Source organism: Mucilaginibacter sp. CAU 1740, assembly GCF_039839285.1.
GTDB lineage: Bacteria > Bacteroidota > Bacteroidia > Sphingobacteriales > Sphingobacteriaceae > Mucilaginibacter.
The window spans coordinates 173938-192139 of the sequence record NZ_JBDOQS010000012.1; the positions used below are offsets into that span (position 1 = coordinate 173938).

General features: G+C 43.6%; 15 protein-coding genes. 5 read left to right on the plus strand and 10 right to left on the minus strand.

What is annotated here, in order from left to right; translation table 11 throughout:
• Positions 1-26 precede the first annotated feature (26 nt).
• From AAFN85_RS23760 to AAFN85_RS23780, 5 genes are all read right to left on the minus strand, one after another.
• Entirely contained in the window at positions 27-983 is a 957-nt protein-coding gene (locus AAFN85_RS23760; protein ID WP_347530222.1) for a DUF1080 domain-containing protein, read from the minus strand.
• Between the two features lie 126 nt (positions 984-1109).
• Positions 1110-3068, minus strand: coding sequence for a PAS domain-containing protein (locus AAFN85_RS23765; RefSeq protein ID WP_347530223.1), 1959 nt, complete (start codon positions 3066-3068; stop codon positions 1110-1112).
• A 131-nt stretch (positions 3069-3199) separates the two neighbouring features.
• Entirely contained in the window at positions 3200-4009 is an 810-nt protein-coding gene (locus tag AAFN85_RS23770) for an AraC family transcriptional regulator (RefSeq protein ID WP_347530225.1), read from the minus strand.
• An 84-nt stretch (positions 4010-4093) separates the two neighbouring features.
• The gene (locus AAFN85_RS23775; protein ID WP_347530227.1) at positions 4094-5116 is read right to left on the minus strand and encodes an SDR family NAD(P)-dependent oxidoreductase; all 1023 of its coding nucleotides are present in this window, start codon (positions 5114-5116) and stop codon (positions 4094-4096) included.
• A 108-nt stretch (positions 5117-5224) separates the two neighbouring features.
• Complete coding sequence (locus AAFN85_RS23780; RefSeq protein ID WP_347530229.1) at positions 5225-5701, minus strand: rhodanese-like domain-containing protein; 477 nt, start codon at positions 5699-5701, stop codon at positions 5225-5227.
• A 154-nt stretch (positions 5702-5855) separates the two neighbouring features.
• Between AAFN85_RS23780 and AAFN85_RS23785 the strand changes: the two genes are divergently transcribed.
• Positions 5856-7019, plus strand: a complete 1164-nt coding sequence (locus AAFN85_RS23785; protein WP_347530230.1) for a metallophosphoesterase — start codon at positions 5856-5858, stop codon at positions 7017-7019.
• Between the two features lie 88 nt (positions 7020-7107).
• Here AAFN85_RS23785 and AAFN85_RS23790 read toward each other — a convergent pair whose 3' ends face one another.
• From AAFN85_RS23790 to AAFN85_RS23800, 3 genes are all read right to left on the minus strand, one after another.
• Positions 7108-8592 carry an aldehyde dehydrogenase (NADP(+)) gene (locus AAFN85_RS23790; protein WP_347530231.1) on the minus strand — a complete coding sequence of 495 codons (1485 nt, stop codon included), beginning with the start codon at positions 8590-8592 and terminating at the stop codon, positions 7108-7110.
• Between the two features lie 281 nt (positions 8593-8873).
• The gene (locus AAFN85_RS23795; protein WP_347530233.1) at positions 8874-9938 is read right to left on the minus strand and encodes a M20 family metallo-hydrolase; all 1065 of its coding nucleotides are present in this window, start codon (positions 9936-9938) and stop codon (positions 8874-8876) included.
• 176 nt (positions 9939-10114) lie between these two features.
• Positions 10115-11440 carry an MFS transporter gene (locus tag AAFN85_RS23800; protein WP_347530234.1) on the minus strand — a complete coding sequence of 442 codons (1326 nt, stop codon included), beginning with the start codon at positions 11438-11440 and terminating at the stop codon, positions 10115-10117.
• 134 nt (positions 11441-11574) lie between these two features.
• Between AAFN85_RS23800 and AAFN85_RS23805 the strand changes: the two genes are divergently transcribed.
• Both AAFN85_RS23805 and AAFN85_RS23810 read left to right on the plus strand, forming a co-directional pair.
• Positions 11575-12861, plus strand: coding sequence for a DUF2851 family protein (locus AAFN85_RS23805; protein WP_347530235.1), 1287 nt, complete (start codon positions 11575-11577; stop codon positions 12859-12861).
• A 1-nt stretch (position 12862) separates the two neighbouring features.
• On the plus strand, positions 12863-13084 hold the full coding sequence (locus AAFN85_RS23810) for a PspC domain-containing protein (RefSeq protein ID WP_022830549.1): 222 nt from the start codon (positions 12863-12865) through the stop codon (positions 13082-13084).
• A gap of 324 nt (positions 13085-13408) precedes the next feature.
• Here AAFN85_RS23810 and AAFN85_RS23815 read toward each other — a convergent pair whose 3' ends face one another.
• Together AAFN85_RS23815 and AAFN85_RS23820 are read right to left on the minus strand one after the other, a co-directional pair.
• Positions 13409-15388 carry a glycoside hydrolase family 97 protein gene (locus AAFN85_RS23815; protein WP_347530236.1) on the minus strand — a complete coding sequence of 660 codons (1980 nt, stop codon included), beginning with the start codon at positions 15386-15388 and terminating at the stop codon, positions 13409-13411.
• Between the two features lie 80 nt (positions 15389-15468).
• The gene (locus tag AAFN85_RS23820; protein WP_347530237.1) at positions 15469-15828 is read right to left on the minus strand and encodes a DUF1493 family protein; all 360 of its coding nucleotides are present in this window, start codon (positions 15826-15828) and stop codon (positions 15469-15471) included.
• Positions 15829-16030: 202 nt separating this feature from the next.
• Between AAFN85_RS23820 and AAFN85_RS23825 the strand changes: the two genes are divergently transcribed.
• Positions 16031-16720 carry an HAD family hydrolase gene (locus AAFN85_RS23825; RefSeq protein ID WP_347530238.1) on the plus strand — a complete coding sequence of 230 codons (690 nt, stop codon included), beginning with the start codon at positions 16031-16033 and terminating at the stop codon, positions 16718-16720.
• A gap of 199 nt (positions 16721-16919) precedes the next feature.
• The gene (locus tag AAFN85_RS23830; RefSeq protein WP_347530239.1) at positions 16920-18101 is read left to right on the plus strand and encodes an acyl-CoA dehydrogenase family protein; all 1182 of its coding nucleotides are present in this window, start codon (positions 16920-16922) and stop codon (positions 18099-18101) included.
• Positions 18102-18202 lie beyond the last annotated feature (101 nt).

Sequence of the window (18202 nt, forward strand, 5' to 3'; positions counted from 1 at the left end):
GGAAGGCTTTACTATTTAACATCTTGTTACTTAACAGGCGTTATCACAATATTCCGATAATCAATAGGCCCATGATCGCCTTGAATTAGTAGCGGACCAGGTTCGCCTTCCTGGCTGTTGATAGCACCGCCGGTTATACCGGGGATGATCTGATCACAGATAACTGTTTTACCGTTAGCCACAACGGTGATCATCCTTCCAACCAACGTTACATCATACGATTGCCACTCGTTGGGATTTTTCGCCATCATTTTATTAGGGGCGATGAAGCCATATATCGAGCTAAACTGATTGTTATAAGGTTCGGGATCGCCGCTTTTGGTATCGATGATCTGTAGCTCATAACGGCCGCGCAAATAAACGCCGCTGTTACTGCCCTGCTGATACCTGAACTCGATATGCAGTTTAAAATCGGTAAAGGTTTTATCGGTGATGAGGTTAGCGCCAGAATGCAGACTTCTTAAAATGCCTTTTTCTACCACCCATTGATTTTTACCATCGGCATTCCAGCCTTTGGTATCTTTACCATTAAATAATTTTACAGGCTTGCCCCAAACCGGCGCTTTAGCCCTGATCAATACAGGGGCGCGTACACCGGTAAACTCAGATGTTTGTCCATCGGTATAAACCATCGTTCCTTTTAACTGATCGCCGCTTACTTCAAACTCAAAATCCATATTGCGGTCGCCCTGCTCCCATTGCGGCGGAATAGAAAAACTGTATTTACCGTTGTTAACTTTAACTTCAGATATTGGCCGGGCACTGCCAAATGCGTACACGTAACGTCCAATTAGCGTATGGGTTCCTGATTTTTGAACCTCCAGCCACGAAGGCAGGTTTTTACCATCCTTACTTAGAGTAATATCCCAGCGACCAATTACATCGGGATCTTTTTTTTGCTGTGCCGATGATATTTTAACAGCACCAAAAACAATCAATAGCAGTACAGCCTGAAAACGGCAAAACATCGATAAGTTTTTCATATTCGTTATAGCGGTTTTATTTGAGGAATAAGGCTTATTATCGCCCCGTAATGGTTACCTGGTTTTAATAACCATCAATATCGAAAGGTAGTTTTTTATTTTCGATTTATCAAAAAACGGCTTTGGTTAGGCTTTGGTATCAAAATCAACAACAGCATCTATCTTGTCGTTAATTTCGTGTACAATGCCGTCCATTTCCTGCACGCATGATTGCATCATCGGTAAAAGTTCTATGATCTCGGCCTTATCGTCGGCTGTATCTGCAAGGTTCATGAGGCCGAGCATGGTGGCAACCGGCTTCCTGATCTGGTGCGATCCCATCCAGGCTACCTGTTTCAGCAATTCGTTCTGGCGTTTATTTTCCTGTATCGAACGCTTTAGCTCATCAATATCTTTAATAACGCCAATAAGCCTCACAGGCTTCATTTGCTCGTTATAAATAAAATAGCCCTGGTCCATTATGTATTTATACTCGTTATGGCCGCTTTTAATGCGGTACTCGCAGGCCCAGTTGGTTTTACCCTCGCTACTTATTTTATGTTGGCTGTTTACAACCTCCTGCAGGTCATCCTCGCAGATCAGACTGCGCCACCAACCGAGATCATACTCAATATCCTCGTAAGGCAGATCTATTAATTTAGAGAGACTGGTATTATAAATGATCTGGTCGTTCACAATATCCAGATCGTAGATCACGTCGCGCGTGGCCTGGGCAACCAGGTCATACCGTTCGAGGGCCTCTTTCAGCTTTGCATCCTTTTTCTTATCCTCAGTAACGTCCGAAAAATAAACGGCTACGCCTTCTTCGGTAGGGTAAGCGGCAAGGCTTATCCATTTATCAAGCACCAACGAGTAATCAACCGTTTTTACAATTACGCGATCTTCCAGCGCTTTTTGATATGATGGATATAAACGGTTACGATTTTTAGGGATTATGGTAAAAATATTTTCGCCCATCATTTGCGGGATATTGCTCCCTATCAGGTCTTTAAAGGCCTGGTTATAACCTATAATGGTCATGTCTTTGTCCAGGGCGAAGTAAGCGTCGTTTATGGAATTTAGTGTTGTTTCGAGGCGGTTCCTGAAATCGTCGCGTTCGCTTTCAAGTTGTTTTAACTTAGTTATATCCTGCATGGAACCTATCAGCTTAAGCGGTACCGATCCCGGTTCGATGGTGGCAAGCTGACGGATAAAACGGGTTTCTCCTTTAACATCTTTAATGCGATGGGTAACATCAAGCGGTACGCCAAGGCTTATCAAGGCCTGGAGGCCTTCAAGCATCAATCGGCGATCTTCAGGAAAAATATGTTCAATGTAAATATCAAAGGCAGGCCGTTCATCGTCTCTGGGAAGGCCAGTTATTTCGTAAATTTCTTCGGCCCAGGTCAGTTTTTGTGTATCAGGATAAAACTCCCAACCTGCCACGCCCGATATCAGTTGCGTTTCTTTCAGTTTCCTCTTTTCCTCAACCAGTTCCTGATTTGCCAGCTCCAGCTTTCGTTGCATAACTACCACCTCGGTCATGTTGCGGGCCATTACTAAAACGCCGGGTTTGTTATTGAAGATAATTTTGTGTGAGGCTACATTTACGTACAAAAGCTCGCCATGCTTTTTTATATGCCGCCAATTACCGCTGATCTTAAGGCGGGACGACATATTTTTTGCAGATTCAACTACCTGTTCGATGTCTTCGGGCGGGCGGATATCGAGGATACTCAACTCCAAAAACTCTTCCCGTGTATAACCATAGTTAACTACCGCGGCATCGTTTACAGAAACTATCTTCAAGTCTTCATCATAGATCCACATTGGCACCGGGTTCGCCTCGTACATATTGCGGTACTGAGATTCGCCTTGTTCAAGCTTTTTACTATCCGAGCGGATGAGGTAATAAAGAAAAATGGCTGTTATAACTACAAATAAATACCCCTTTATAGTGCTTAACCATAAAAACTGATCGTGCGGTAAATTAACGGCCATGTAAAACAGGATACGGTCGCTAAAGGTGATCCAACATAAGCTGGCCAATAAATACAACAACACTATACGGAGTGCCCCGTGCTTTATCGAAAAAGAGAAACCCATTAGTTAGTTATACGATTAAGCGGGGCATTTGTTACACACCCCGGAGGCCCGTACCTTTGTTCATTTGGTTCATATTCAAGAAGTAATAAAACAAAGGGAGGCTACTGTTTATTTTCCTGTATAAATTACAGTTATTTACCAACCAGCGTGTTTGGCGGATAGCCAAAATAATTTTTAAAAGCGTACGAAAAATGCGAAAGATTTTCAAAACCAGCTTCCATATACACATCAACAGGCCTTTGCTGCTTTTCGGATATTTGATAGTGGGCTAATTGAAGGCGCTTTTCGGTAAGCCATTTTTGGGGCGTGGTATTAAAGGCTTTTTTAAAATCGCGTCTGAAAGTGGCCAGGCTACGGCCGGTAAGGTAGCCAAACCTATCCAGCGCCATATTGAACATGTAGTGGCGCTCCATAAAATCGGTAAGGTTTATTTTGCCCGGTTCGTCAAAGTTGGATAACAGGCCGTCAATATCTTTATCGATAGAGCGTAGTATGCTGATGGCTTCTTCTATCTTAATATCGGCTACATCTTTCGGTAAATCCTCGCCCAGATCAAAGTAGGGAATGAGCGAAGCGAGACAGCTTTGCAGCAAAGGATGTTTTGGAAAGCTATATACCTTTTTTAATGGCTGCAGCCTGCCCTTGGCTTTATACCGGGAGTAAAAGTCCTTTAGCCTTTGTTTGGTAAGATGCATAGCCACGGCCTTGTGCGGCAGGCCATCTTTAGGGTAATTGATAACCGTAGCCAATTGGTTTCGGGGGATCAGGAAAATATCTCCGGCGTTAAAAATATAAGTCCCATCGGCCTGGATGATCTTCGTTTCGCCCGAAATGAACCAAACCAAAATATGGTGTTCAAATATCACTTCGGTTTTAAAGGTGTTACCTGTAAACTCCGAAAGTTTGATATCCGGCGTGATATACTTGGTTTCAAATTCCATGGGCATAATGGTAAAATTACAAAATATAACAAGCCGGATAAGTAACTCCGGCTTGTTATTAATTAGGGGTATTATTAGTTAAAATCAATTTGCTGGAAATATTGTGCCCGTCATTTCTTCGGATAGTGCCCAAAGTTTTTTCGCGTTTTCCGCATCAACGGCATAAGGCTTCACTCCTCTTAAGGTTGAAGGATCGCTATAATCATGCGCGATATTTCCGTTATCTAATTCAGCTATATCAGCATCTTCGCAATACACCCCACCGATGTTATTTAGCTGATCACTAACGGCACACCAAACGGTGGTAGCCGCGCCTTGCTCAACGTTTTTAAGCCTTGCTGCAACTTCCGGGAAGATCTCGCCATTTTCATCGTGCGTGCCCATTTGCTGGAATAACTCCATAGGCGCTACCCTACCCAAATCTGTACCGATAACCGAACCGGGGTGCAATGAATAGGCCCTTACGCCGAGGCCTTTACCACGATGGTCAAGCTCGACCGAGAACAGGTTATTGGCCGTTTTCGACCGCCCGTACCCTTGCAGTGTTTTGTACTCGCCTATCAGGAAATTAGGATCATCAAAATCAAAAGGAGCTATCTGGTGGCCGAATGACGATACGTTGATCACCCGCGCGCCATTCGCCTTTTTCAATGCGGGCCAAAGCCCGGCAGTTAATCGAAAATGCCCAAGGTGGTTAGTAGCCAATTGCGACTCGTAACCTTTGTTGTTGCGTTGCAGCGGCACCCACATGATGCCCGCATTGTTAACCAAAATATGGAGTGTATCATTGGTTGATAAAAATTTATCGGCAAAAGCATCCACCGATTCCTGATCCATCAAATCCATTTGTTCGATGCTTATGTTTTCCAACCCTTTCAGGTTTTCGGCAGCTTTGTTTACATCGCGGGCGGGCACGGTCACCTTTGCACCGGCGGCAACAAAGGTTTTTACAGTTTCTAAGCCTATACCAGCATAACCGCCCGTAACAATAATGGTTTTGCCTTTTAAGCTTACGCCCTTAATAACATCATGTGTGGTTGATTTGGCATTGAAGCCTGAGTTAAGCGGCTGTTGCAGCGCGCCATTGTAATTATCGTTTAGTTTCATCTTTATCATTTTTTATAAAGACAAAACTACAGTCGTTGGAAAAAATCAGGTTTGTTTAAAACGTCAACTTACTTTGTTTAAAGCGTCAATTTAAAAAAGATAAGAGTTTTAGTTTGACGCTAAAGGATATCCTTTACTTGTCCAATTTGTGTGCAGGTTAACCGGCAGATTAAGCAGTCTAACGTTAGTAAAACCCATGACCTTTAACTCTTTAAAAGCAGGCTGAACATTAGGGCATTTGGTAAACGGGCAGCAACCGCAATAAATAACAATACTGGCATTTTTTGGCAATGTGGATACTGTATTTTTAAGCGCCGCCATATATTCGGCCTTGTTGGCTGCGCCTATATGTTTAGCACCTTTAATATCCTCAACAGCGCCTATGTTTAAAATAAGCAGGAGTTTGGCAGGCGTATCCTTGATCATACCCGCTAAGGTTTCTGGTTCTATCAGGTCATGGCTTGTCCATGGGTAATTTTCCAGTAGTGAGGGCTGGGCTACGGGCGATGTTTGTGCTTTGGTAACAGTAGATGAGATCAATGCTATTAAAATGCCGCACAAGGCCACGAGTATTTTATTTTTCATGATTATCTGTTTCTTTTTTTATCTCGATATCCAATATAACGAGCACTATACAAATGTATAATTTCCGCCAACCCAAAAGCAGTCATTTGTCATCAAATAGTAACTAAAGTTATCTGCTTAAAATGTTTTTTACAGTAGTTCGTCATTGCTATATATGAGAACACGTATTCCAGCCATCATTTTGTTATGGCTTATTATTGATATCTATTTTTTTAATGTGATTGAAACGCTGGGCCTAAACAGCAATGTTAAACTTGGGTACTGGCTGTTTGATGCCCTGCTTACCTCGGCCATAGTGATCAGCGCTTTTGCACGGAGCCGGAGGTTTATTTCCTGGCTGATGGCTTTGATGCTGTTATCCTTTGTGCCTAAGCTTGTTGGCTCTCTAATACTATTGCTTGAGGATATTACACGATTATTCCGCGGCTTTCCACCACGCAGCTATGCGGTAAGCGAATTTGTTGTCATCGTAGCCTTCGCGTTTGCAGGCATCTTATTGTTTGGCATCACCCGCGGCAGGCATTATTACAAAGTGCGCCGCGAAACTTTGTTTTTTGATGATCTGCCCGAAAAGTTTGATGGTTTTACCATTACCCAGCTATCAGATGTGCACTCCGGCAGCTTTAGCGATGCCAAAGGCGTACAAAAAGGCCTCGACCTTGTTAACGCCCAACAAAGCGATGTGATCCTGTTTACCGGTGATTTGGTGAATAACGAGGCCAGCGAAATGGATCCCTGGATCCCGGCTTTCTCTAAACTAAAAGCACCTTATGGAAAATACTCTGTGCTGGGCAACCACGATTATGGCGATTACATTCAATGGGAAAACAAAGCCGATCAGCAGGCAAATCTTGCCCGGTTAAAACAGGTACACAAAGATATCGGCTTTAAATTATTGCTTAATGAGCATACCCCTATCCAAAAGGAAAATGAAGAGATCTCACTAATAGGCGTTGAAAACTGGGGTAAAGGTGGTTTCCATAAATACGGAGATCTGGATAAAGCTACTTCCGAAGTTCCTGATAACGCGTTTAAGATCCTGATGTCGCACGACCCATCGCATTGGGATGCAGTTACTCTTGATCATCGTCAGCCTATTCATCTCACCCTATCCGGGCATACCCATGGGGCGCAATTTGGCTTTGAGTTATTTGGTTTTAAGTGGAGCCCTATCAAATACGTTTATAAACAATGGGCAGGCCTGTATCAAAAAAGCGGGTTGTATTTGTACGTGAACCGTGGTTTTGGCTTTTTAGGATTGAAAGGCCGTATTGGGATGTGGCCGGAGATAGCGGTGATTACGTTGAAGAGGAATTAAGTTGTTGTTATCAAGTCACACGCGGAGGAGCTTATTGAAGACTTACGAAGTTTTAAAAACTTCGTAAGTCTGGCTCTACAATTGAAATTTACTTCTTCCACTCCCCGTCAAACAAGCGCCAAATACCCAGCGGATTGGCTTGCTGAAGTGCTAAAGGCAATAAAGCATCCGGGCAACTTTGAAAACTTACCGGGCGTACCCATCTTTTCACAGCGTTGATACCCACCGCTGTAAAACGGCTATCGGTAGTTGCCGGGAACGGGCCGCCATGCACCATACTTGCGCAAACCTCCACACCGGTTGGCACACCGTTAAATAACACCCTGCCCGCAATGGTTGGCAATAATTGTAACAGCGCCGGATGGGCTGCAAAATCATCATCCGTACCCATAACTGTTGTAGTAAGCTGGCCTGATACTGATTTTAATACTTTGATCAATTCCGGCTCATCCTTGCAGATCACCATTAATGAGTATGGGCCAAAAACCTCTTCGTGCAACAATGGGTTCCGTAAAAAAGTATCACCGCTAACGGTTGCAACAATTGGACGGGCTTCAATATCCGCGGCCTCAGTTGCCGATCTTTTAATTTCGGTTACGCCCTGCTGACCAAGCGCGGCACTGCACTTTTTTTCGTATGCCGAATGGATACCGGCATGCAACATTTTGGCAGGTTTAACGCCCTCAATACCTGCACCCAAAGCACCGATAAAATTATGTAATCCTTCGCTTTCAACTGCCAGCATCAGGCCGGGGTTAGTGCAAAACTGGCCCATGCCCAAGGTTATGGAACCGGTGTATTGAGCAGCCAGATCAGCGGCGTTTTTATTGAGCGTATCCGGTAAAAACACAACCGGATTTGTACTACCCATTTCTGAAAATACGGGGATAGGCTTTTTGCGTTGCGATGAATATTGTAATAAAGCCAGGCCACCACCGGTAGAACCGGTAAAGCCAACCGCCGCAGTATCATCAGCCTGAACCAAAGCTTTGCCGCTTTCAAACGAAGTACCATGTACGTGCTGAAAAATATGCTCAGGCATATTACAGGCTGCGATCGCTTTTTTTATGGCACCATAAACCAGTTCGGAAGTTTCGGCATGGGCCGGATGGGCTTTCACCACTACCGAGCAGCCACCTGCCAACGCGCTGGCCGTATCGCCACCTGCAGTTGAATAAGCGAATGGAAAATTACTCGCCCCAAAAACAACCACCGGCCCAAGCGGTACCAGCATTTTACGCAGATCAGGTCGCGGTAACGGAGTTCTTTCCGGCAAAGCTGTATCAACGCTGGCTTCAACCCAGCTACCCTCACGTAACATACCGGCAAACATGCGTAACTGTCCGGTAGTACGGGCGCGCTCGCCTGTAAGGCGGGGCAATGGCAGGTTAGTTTCTTCGGATGCTTTTAATAGCAAAGCCTCGCCTAAAGCCTCTATTTCGTTAGCTATGGTTTCTAAAAAAACACTTTTTTCTTCAACACTTGTTTTTTGATACGCCTCAAACGCGGTTTGCGCCTGCTGCATTACCTGGTTTATTTCTTCAACACTTGCTTCTTTAAAATTATTAGCCATGGCAGATGATCTTATGTTTTATGTAAAAGGATTGATCCTTTGTTTTGTGTTAGCAAAGATATCTAACCGCCAACTAAGCCGGGTAAAAATTTCCTATCTACAATTAGCAGTATTTTATCCTGTTTTTAATGAGCGTAGATATCGAAGGTCAAAAAATGCTTAATTACTTGCAGATAACAGCGATCAACGATGGCTTATGATCACTATTTAAAACAAAAAACCTGGATATGAATAATATCCAGGCTCTCAATTTTAAATATAAAAAGTTAAATACCGTCGATTTAATTGATGCTCTCCAACATCTTCACATACAGCTCTATCCCCTCTCTTATCTCATCCACATAAACAAACTCATCGGCAGTATGTGAACGGGCAGAATCTCCAGGGCCTACTTTTATAGATGGGATATCCAGCAATGATTGATCTGAAGTGGTTGGCGAACCATAAGTAGTACGGCCAAGCGCTATACCAGCCTGAACTATAGGATGTTCTTTTGGTATTGATGATGGTTTTAACCTGATGGAACGCGGTTTAACATCGCTGGCTACATGCTCGCGGATGATCTCCAATACTTCCTCATTTCGGTAAGCATCGGTAACCCGCACATCAACCGTATAAACACAGCTGGCAGGCACCACATTGTGTTGCGAACCGGCATTGATTATGGTAACCGACATTTTGATCGGGCCAAATACTTCCGATTCTTTAGGGAATTTAAAGCTACGGAACCACTCGATATCCGTTAAAGCTTTGTAGATAGCGTTCTCCCCTTCTTCGCGCGCGGCGTGGCCGGCACGACCGTGGGCTGTACAATCCAATACCATTAAACCGCGCTCGGCAATAGCCAATTGCATTAATGTTGGCTCGCCTACGATACCGAAAGATAGCTGACCAAGATCAGGAATGATCAATTCCAGCCCGTTTACACCCGAGATCTCCTCTTCGGCAGTGGTAGCTAAACAGAAATTATATTTAAGGTTCTCTTTATCGTGAAAATACAGGAACACCGCTATTAACGATACCAAACATCCACCGGCGTCATTACTACCCAGGCCAAACAGTTTGCCGTCTTCAATTTTGGCATCATATGGGTCGCGGGTATAGCCCGAATTGGGTTTAACCGTATCGTGATGTGAATTGAGCAGGATGGTTTCCTTAGCCGGATCAAAATGTTTGTTCCAGGCCCAGATATTATTAAGCTTGCGGTGCGTTGTTACCCCGTGCGTTTGCAGAAACTCGTTGATCAGATCGGCAGTACGGTCTTCCTCTTTGCTGAACGATGGGATCGAGATCAGCTGTTGCAGTAAGGTTACCGCCTTTTGAAATAAATTGTTGGTATCAGTCATAAATTAAGGGAACAGTCCCCGGTGATGAACGGGCAAAATTAATACTTTTTATTTATGCGGATGAAATACATTTCCTGAACATTAAGCCCCGCAAACAGATTTATCAATAACTTAACGGTCAATTAACACAAACATTACCTTATTATCTACACATCTGTAATCTGCACATTTTAAATCTACTCATCTTCAATTTTTGAATGCTTATGTGTATCGTTCATGGTGATATAAAGTATTAGCGAGAGTGCTATACATATGGTTACATACCAGTAAAACCACTCGGCATGATGGCCTTTTTTAAATGACAGCGCAACATATTCGGCAGTGCCACCAAATAACGATACCGCTATAGCATAAGGAAAGCCTACACCCAGGGCGCGCACATTCGCCGGAAAAAGTTCGGCCTTTACAACCGCATTTATTGAAGTATAGCCGCTTACAATGATGAGCGCGCAAAGGATCAGCGTAAACGCAACCCATACATTATTAGTTTGTCCCAACAGAGTCATGATGGGTACAGTAGTAAGCGTGCCCAAAATGCCAAAGCCAATAAGCAAAGGTTTACGACCTATTTTATCCGACAATAAACCAAACGCGGGTTGCAGCAGCATAAAAACAGCGAGTGTTAAGGTAGAGATGAGCGTGGCATCGCTTTTATTAAACCCGGAAGTATTTACCAAAAACTTTTGCATGTACGTGGTGAAGGTATAAAAAGCCAGCGTACCACCAACTGTTAAACCAATTACAGTAAGCACAGCTTTAGGATGTTGCGCAAGCGCCTTCAATGTACCGTGTGAAGCCCTTGTTTTAGGGCTTTCTTTTTCGAACGAAGCCGACTCCTTCAGGCTGCGGCGCAAATACATGGTTATAATAGCCAATACCGCTCCTATTACAAATGGGATGCGCCAGCCCCAATCAAACAATTGTTTTTCCGTTAAAAATGCTCTTTGCAGCAGCACAAGTACGCCCAGTGCAAGCAGCTGCCCCATAATGAGAGTTACATATTGAAAGCTTGAATAAAAGCCGCGGTGTTTTTTTGTAGCCATCTCGCTGAGATAGGTGGCACTTGTACCATATTCGCCGCCAACACTTAAACCCTGAATAATCCGGGCAAGCAGCAACAGTATAGGCGCGGCAACACCGATAGTTTGATAGGTTGGCGTTATGGCGATAATGAGCGAACCGAGGCTCATTAGCAATACCGAAAAGGTAAGCGCTGTTTTCCGTCCACGTTTATCAGCAAATGTACCCATCACCCAGCCACCTATTGGCCGCATTAAAAAGCCTATGGCAAAAATACCTGCTGTTTGCAATAACTGTACAGTTTGGTTTTCTTTAGGGGTAAGCGATTTATCCAACGGAAAAAAAGCATCTGAAAAGTACAGGGAAAAAGCGGTGTAAGCATACCAATCGTACCACTCAACCAAATTGCCGAGTGAGCCACCTATAATGGATTTGATGCGCCCGCCCGTAGTTTGAGGTGGAGGTGATTTTATTTCATTCATAGGATTTGGCAGATATTATTGGTTTCCGTAATATTAGGTATTTTAAAATACAGCCACAATAGCCGGGTATAACCGATATATTTGTAGCGCCGAAAACAAACAACTTAATCAACCTTATCAACCATTCACCAGCCATGTTATTTACTGAAGATTTTTTGCATTATATCTGGAAGTTCAGACTTTTTGAGCGCGAAAACCTGCAAACTGTAGATGGTGAAGAGTTAGAGATATTTTCAGCTGGGCTCCATAATTCTGATTCGGGGCCGGATTTTCATAACGCAAGGATCAGGATTGGTGAAACTGTTTGGGCCGGCAATGTGGAAGTTCACCTTTCAGCATCCGACTGGCAAAAACATGGCCATGCTACCGATGGCGCTTATGATAATGTGATCCTACATGTAGTTTACCGAGATGACGTACCGCTGTTTTTATCAAACGGACGCAAAGTACCAACACTCGAACTACACAACCGCATTAGCGAAGAATTATATAACAAATACCACAAACTCGTTTTCGGCAACCAAACTTTTATCCCCTGCGAGAGCGGCATCAACACAGTTGATGGTCTTACTATGCAAAACTGGCTAACCCGTGTACTGGTTGAGCGAATGGAAAAAAGATCGGCAAATGTAGCGGCCGCCCTCGCACTTAATAAAGGCGATTGGGAAGAGACTTTTTACCAGTTTCTGGCGGCAAACTTCGGTTTTAAGGTAAACGCCTTACCATTTGAGCTGATGGCTAAATCCCTGCCGCAGCTCACCCTCGCCAAAAATAAAAACAACCCGATGCAGATTGAGGCGCTGATATTTGGGCAGGCAGGCTTTTTGGAAGGAGAATTTAAAGATGAATACCCACTAAAACTCCAGCAGGAATATGGCTATCTCCGTAAAAAATATAACCTTAAACCGATAGAGAACCACCTTTGGAAATTTATGCGCCTACGGCCGCAAAACTTCCCTACCATCAGGCTGGCGCAATTTGCAGCGCTTATTGTGCAATCAAACCATCTGCTATCTAAAATACTGGATATTAAAGAGGTAAAAGCTTTACGCGGACTGTTTACCGAGATAAAAGTGAATGATTATTGGGAAGATCATTACCGCTTTGATGTGCCATCTAAACCATCATCAAAAAACATGGGCGATGGATCAATAGATATTTTACTACTCAATACGGTGGCTTTATTCCTGTTCAGCTATGGTAAACAGCACCAGCAGCAATACTACATTAGCCGCAGCCTTAAATTATTAGAAAATTTACCAGCCGAGAAGAACAATATTATCGCTGATTTTGTTAACTTAGGAGTGAAAATTAATACCGCTTTCGAATCGCAGGCTTTGCTCGAATTAAAAAATAATTACTGCAACTATAAGAAATGCCTGCAATGCGGCGTTGGTAATAAAATACTAAAACTGGCCTGACATGCTACAGCGAATACTTACATTTTTTGAACGGTACTCCTTTGGTGTATGCACCTATCTTGGCGAGCGCTTTAATATCTCTATCTCCAAGATCAGGCTTTTCTTTATTTACTCATCTTTCCTGGCAGTAGGTTTTCCGCTGATATTTTACTTTTTTGCGGGGATTGTTCTGGATATCAGAAATTTCATCAAACGCAAACATACCGGCGTGACAGATCTTTAAGAATACGTTTGTTGTTATGACATTAGGCGGGGAGGCCTGTCACCCTGAGTAAGTAAAAGCGTTCACCTCTGAGGGATTATATGACATTTGGCGGGCGGGCCTGTCACTCTGAGCTTGTCGAAGAGTCGTGCGCAGAGGCCTACCCACCATGCTTCGACAGGCTCAGCATGACCCACTTTTCAATTATGTCATGGGTAGCTTGTCAAAGGGTCGCGCGCAGAGGCCCAGCCCACCATGCTTCGACATGCTTAGCATGACACCTTTTTTTAAACTTGTCGTGGGTAGGCACGCCCCTTACTTACCGCCTCCATTTGTTCAGCTTCTTTACTTAACTAATCTCAGTCTTATTACCTGGCCCCCTCCTTTTGCCAACGTCATATTCAACGTAGACGCTTTTGTGAGATCTCTGGTTTCCTCTATCAGATGATCAGGATATTGTTCAACATCTTTTGCATCGCTGTAAACTTCCGCCCGATAATTTCCATTGGATAAAAAATCGAGTTTAGGGGTTAACGTGACACTATCATGGTCAGTTATCGCGCCAATATACCAGTCGGTACCTTTGCGACGGGCTATGGCCAGGTATTTCCCTGCTTTGGCTGCTATTACTTTTGTTTCATCCCAGGTAGTTGGTACCTGTTGCAAAAACTCGAAGCCTGGCTGACCAATGTAAACATCTGGCGCATCGCAAACCATGCCTAAAGCATTTTCCAATACTACATACATGGCCAGCATATGGCAGCGGGTGCCCAATACATACGGGCGCGTATAGTGTACCTTAAAAGTGTTTTTATTGGCTGCATGGAAACCGCCGAGATGATAATCTGTCGAGCCGGCCAGCATTCTGGTAAAAGGGATATTGATATCGGCATCCGGCGTTACAATATCATTCCATTTATCGTTCTCGTAGTTCAGGGTTCCTTCGCGGGTAAACTCGTTGGGATAGGTTCGGCTCAGGCCTGTTGGTTTATACGCACCGTGAAATTGGATATGCAGTTTGTGCTGGGCGGTTTTTTCCAGTATTTCGGTTTGGATGTTCACCATTTCCTGATCGTCCCGATCCATAAAATCGCACATCAGGCCGCTTACACCCCATTTTTCAAGCTGGGTAAATGTTTCATCCAGTTTAGGATATAACGCTTTCCAGTGGATCCATACACGGATACCTACCCCACGTTTCTTCGCCGAATCGCATACGGCCTGCATATCCAAACCGGGCACCGCTTTTGAAGGATCTGCATGCGCACCGGGCTGAAAACCAGCCCCATCATTCACATACCACTCGTGCAAACCATATTCAACTACAGAATGGTAATCGATACCATATTTGGCGCACCAGTTTACGTAATACATATTGGTTTCGTAATTATTGCCCGGCGCGAATGAAGTATCAGGTATAGCATTACCATTCCACCACGGAAAGGTAGTTTTACCCGGTTTTATCCACGAAACATCTTTAAACTTACATGGCGGGCTTAACGTTGTCAGAATGTTCGATTCGATAAGCGCCCCAACCCTATCGCCTATCATCATTACCCGCCATGGGCTGCTGTGCGGCAACGTTGCCTTTACTTTAATATCCGTTTGCCCAGGCAACGGCGACAGACGGCTTTCTAACACACCATTATGTTTTATGAGGTACATGCCCGCGTAATCAAGCAAAGCGGCTTCGGTTATGGCCATGTAGTTGCCGTTAGGAAACTCAAATAAGGCTGGCAGATCCATTAACGTATCAGCCTTTAAATCGTTGAGCTTAGCTTTAGTGTAAATTCCCTCGTGCGATGTGGTAAAATTTTCGCGGAGCAAGGTGGTCACTTCCGGATTACCTGCGAGGTTAAAAGTGTTTAGCTCATCGGTTATCTCCACACTTTTCCATTGGTGTTGCTCGGGCAGCAGATATCTGAAAGCGGCCCCATCATTAAATACTTTTACCTCGATACTTAAACTACGCTTAGCGCCCGATTGCTCATTTACAGGAATTGTAACGCGATTGCACTCGCTATGTACCTTACTGGTTTTACCTATGATGAGATCATAATCATCAATCATCCTTTCTTGCTTCGATTTGCCTAAAATGAGATCATTGTTAAAGGTCCCACCCTCTTTAAAGCTGATGTTAAGCCGCGAGTTATCAACCATTAGCTTCCCTTTGTAAGTTACTTTGTAAAACAAGCCATGTTGATCGGTGCTTAATGAAAATTTGATCTTACCATCGGGCGATGATAAATTGACAATTTTAGCGGCGTAGCTTGTTATCGATACAAATAACAATACCGCGCAAAAAGCATGGCGAATGATTGACATATAAATTAGGCTTAACTGGGTGGTGATTAAAAGCCTAAATGTAATAAGCAGGGTTCGTTAAATCAAACAAATACAGACGATTAAACCAGTTTCCCGGTTTTAACTGCATCCTGCAAATTACGCACTTTAAATTTTGGTGTGTAGCAATATTGGGCAAGCTGCTTTGCCCAGGTTGTGTTATAACCAAACATCAGTTTGATCATTTTTACCCGGGTTGAGCCTTTGGGGTAACCGTATTTATACCAGGTAAATTTGGATGGGTCTACGTTAAATTGTTCGGCAAAATCGGCTAAAAAAAGATCTATCTCAATATCAAAAATATCCAGATCGAGGTCGATACTGGTATCAAGGCTCAGGCTGTGTGGGTCAACCTTGCGGATCTTGTACCGATTGCAATAATCAACAATAAATTCTTTTAAGGGGGGCAGTATCTCTTCCATTTAAACGAATATTAATTTGACCATTTAAGTTATGAGACGTAGCTTTTGAAATAAGGTTGCATACAAATTTACTTTATTTTGAAAACGACAGTTTTAGCTTATTGGTTAATAATTGTTAAATATTTAACGCAGGATAAAACGCCCGTTATATCTATAAATGCCCTTATTATGTTATTATTGCATCAATAATTTGCTCCCAAATATGAACCTGAAAGTAATTGCCTTTGATGCCGACGATACCCTTTGGGTAAACGAACCTTATTTTCAAGCCACCGAAGAGAAATTTTGCAGCCTGCTGGAAAACTTTTCGCCGCAGCATACCATATCAAAAGAGCTTTTTAAGGTTGAGGTTGATAACCTGCCGCTTTACGGTTATGGTATTAAGGGCTATATCCTATCCATGATAGAAGCCGCCCTGAGCATTTCTGAAAAAAACATCAGCGTTGAAGTGATTGAAACCATTTTGGAATACGGCAAGGAGATGCTTAACCAGCCCATCGAGATCCTTGATGATGTGGAGCAAGTGCTATCATCACTAAAAGACCACTACCGTTTGGTAGTTGCCACCAAGGGAGATTTACTTGACCAGGAACGCAAACTTAAAAAATCGGGACTGGCCCATTATTTTCACCATATCGAGATCATGAGCGATAAAAAGGAGGCCGATTATATCAAGCTCATCAAACACCTCGATATTGAACCATCTCAATTTATGATGATAGGTAACTCGCTTAAATCGGATGTAATGCCGGTAATCAATATAGGCGGACATGCCGTTCATGTTCCTTATCATACCACCTGGGCACACGAGCATGTGGAAACCGTTTTAACGCACCAAAATTTTAAGCAGGTAGATAAAATTAGTGAGGTGTTGGAGTTTATCAGCATCTAACAACATTATTGGCCGCCGCACTTCCACTTAATTATCCACAAAAAATTTTCTTTTATTTTTTTCTCGCAGTAAAAACCCACTTTAAACCGTTTAAACCTACTTTCCGCACTAAAACGGCCCTCACATATCAAAAAACGGCATTTTCTGTTTGCTTTTACCGTAAACAAATCCGTTATATTTGTTTACCAACTATAATGTTATGGCTAAAACAGATCTGTACGAAGCGCCCGATTATTACCTGTTAGATGAATTTCTTACCGACGAACATAAGCTGATCCGCGCCTCGGTGCGCGATTGGGTGAAGAAGGAATTAAGCCCCATTATTGAGGATTACGCTCAACGTGCCGAGTTCCCTTCGCAACTGTTAAAAGGTCTGGCCGAGATTGGTGCTTTTGGCCCTACCATCCCGGTTGAGGATGGCGGTGCAGGTTTAGATTACATATCGTACGGCATTATTATGCAGGAGTTGGAACGGGGCGATTCTGGCATCCGCTCAACGGCCTCTGTGCAGGGATCGTTAGTAATGTACCCTATCTACGCTTACGGCAGCGAAGAGCAGCGTAAAAAATATCTGCCCAAACTGGCTACAGGCGAGTTAATGGGTTGCTTTGGCCTTACCGAGCCGGATCATGGCTCAAACCCCGGCGGCATGACCACCAATATTAAAGATGCCGGCGACCATTATATTTTAAATGGTGCCAAAATGTGGATCTCTAATTCGCCTTTTGCAGATATCGCAGTTGTTTGGGCTAAGGATGAGGAAGGAAAAATCCGCGGACTGGTGGTTGAACGCGGCATGGAAGGTTTTACTACGCCTGCTACGCACAATAAATGGTCGTTAAGGGCATCAGCCACCGGCGAGCTTGTTTTTGATAATGTTAAAGTGCCAAAAGAAAATATTTTCCCTAACATAATTGGCATTAAAGGCCCGCTGGGATGTTTAAATCAGGCCCGTTACGGTATTGCCTGGGGGGCTTTAGGTGCCGCTATGGATTGCTATGATACAGCCTTACGTTATACTAAAGAACGCGAACAATTTGGCCGACCAATAGCCGGTTTCCAGCTTCAGCAAAAAAAACTGGCCGAAATGATAACCGAGATAACCAAAGGCCAGCTATTAGTTTGGCGTTTGGGTACATTGAAAAATGAGAACAGGGCCACTCCTGCCCAAATTTCGATGGCTAAACGAAACAGTGTCGAAACGGCCATCACTATTGCCCGCGAAGCAAGACAAATGCTTGGCGGCATGGGTATTACCGGCGAATACCCCATTATGAGACACATGATGAACCTCGAATCGGTAATAACTTATGAGGGTACGCATGACATACACCTGTTGATAACAGGCATGGATGTTACAGGGCTCGATGCGTTTAAATAATTATACAACCGGTATGTTTAATTTATAGTAACATAACTGTTGTTTACACGTATAAATATTGTTCGTAATAGTTACGGATGCTAATTTGTGTTATTGTACAG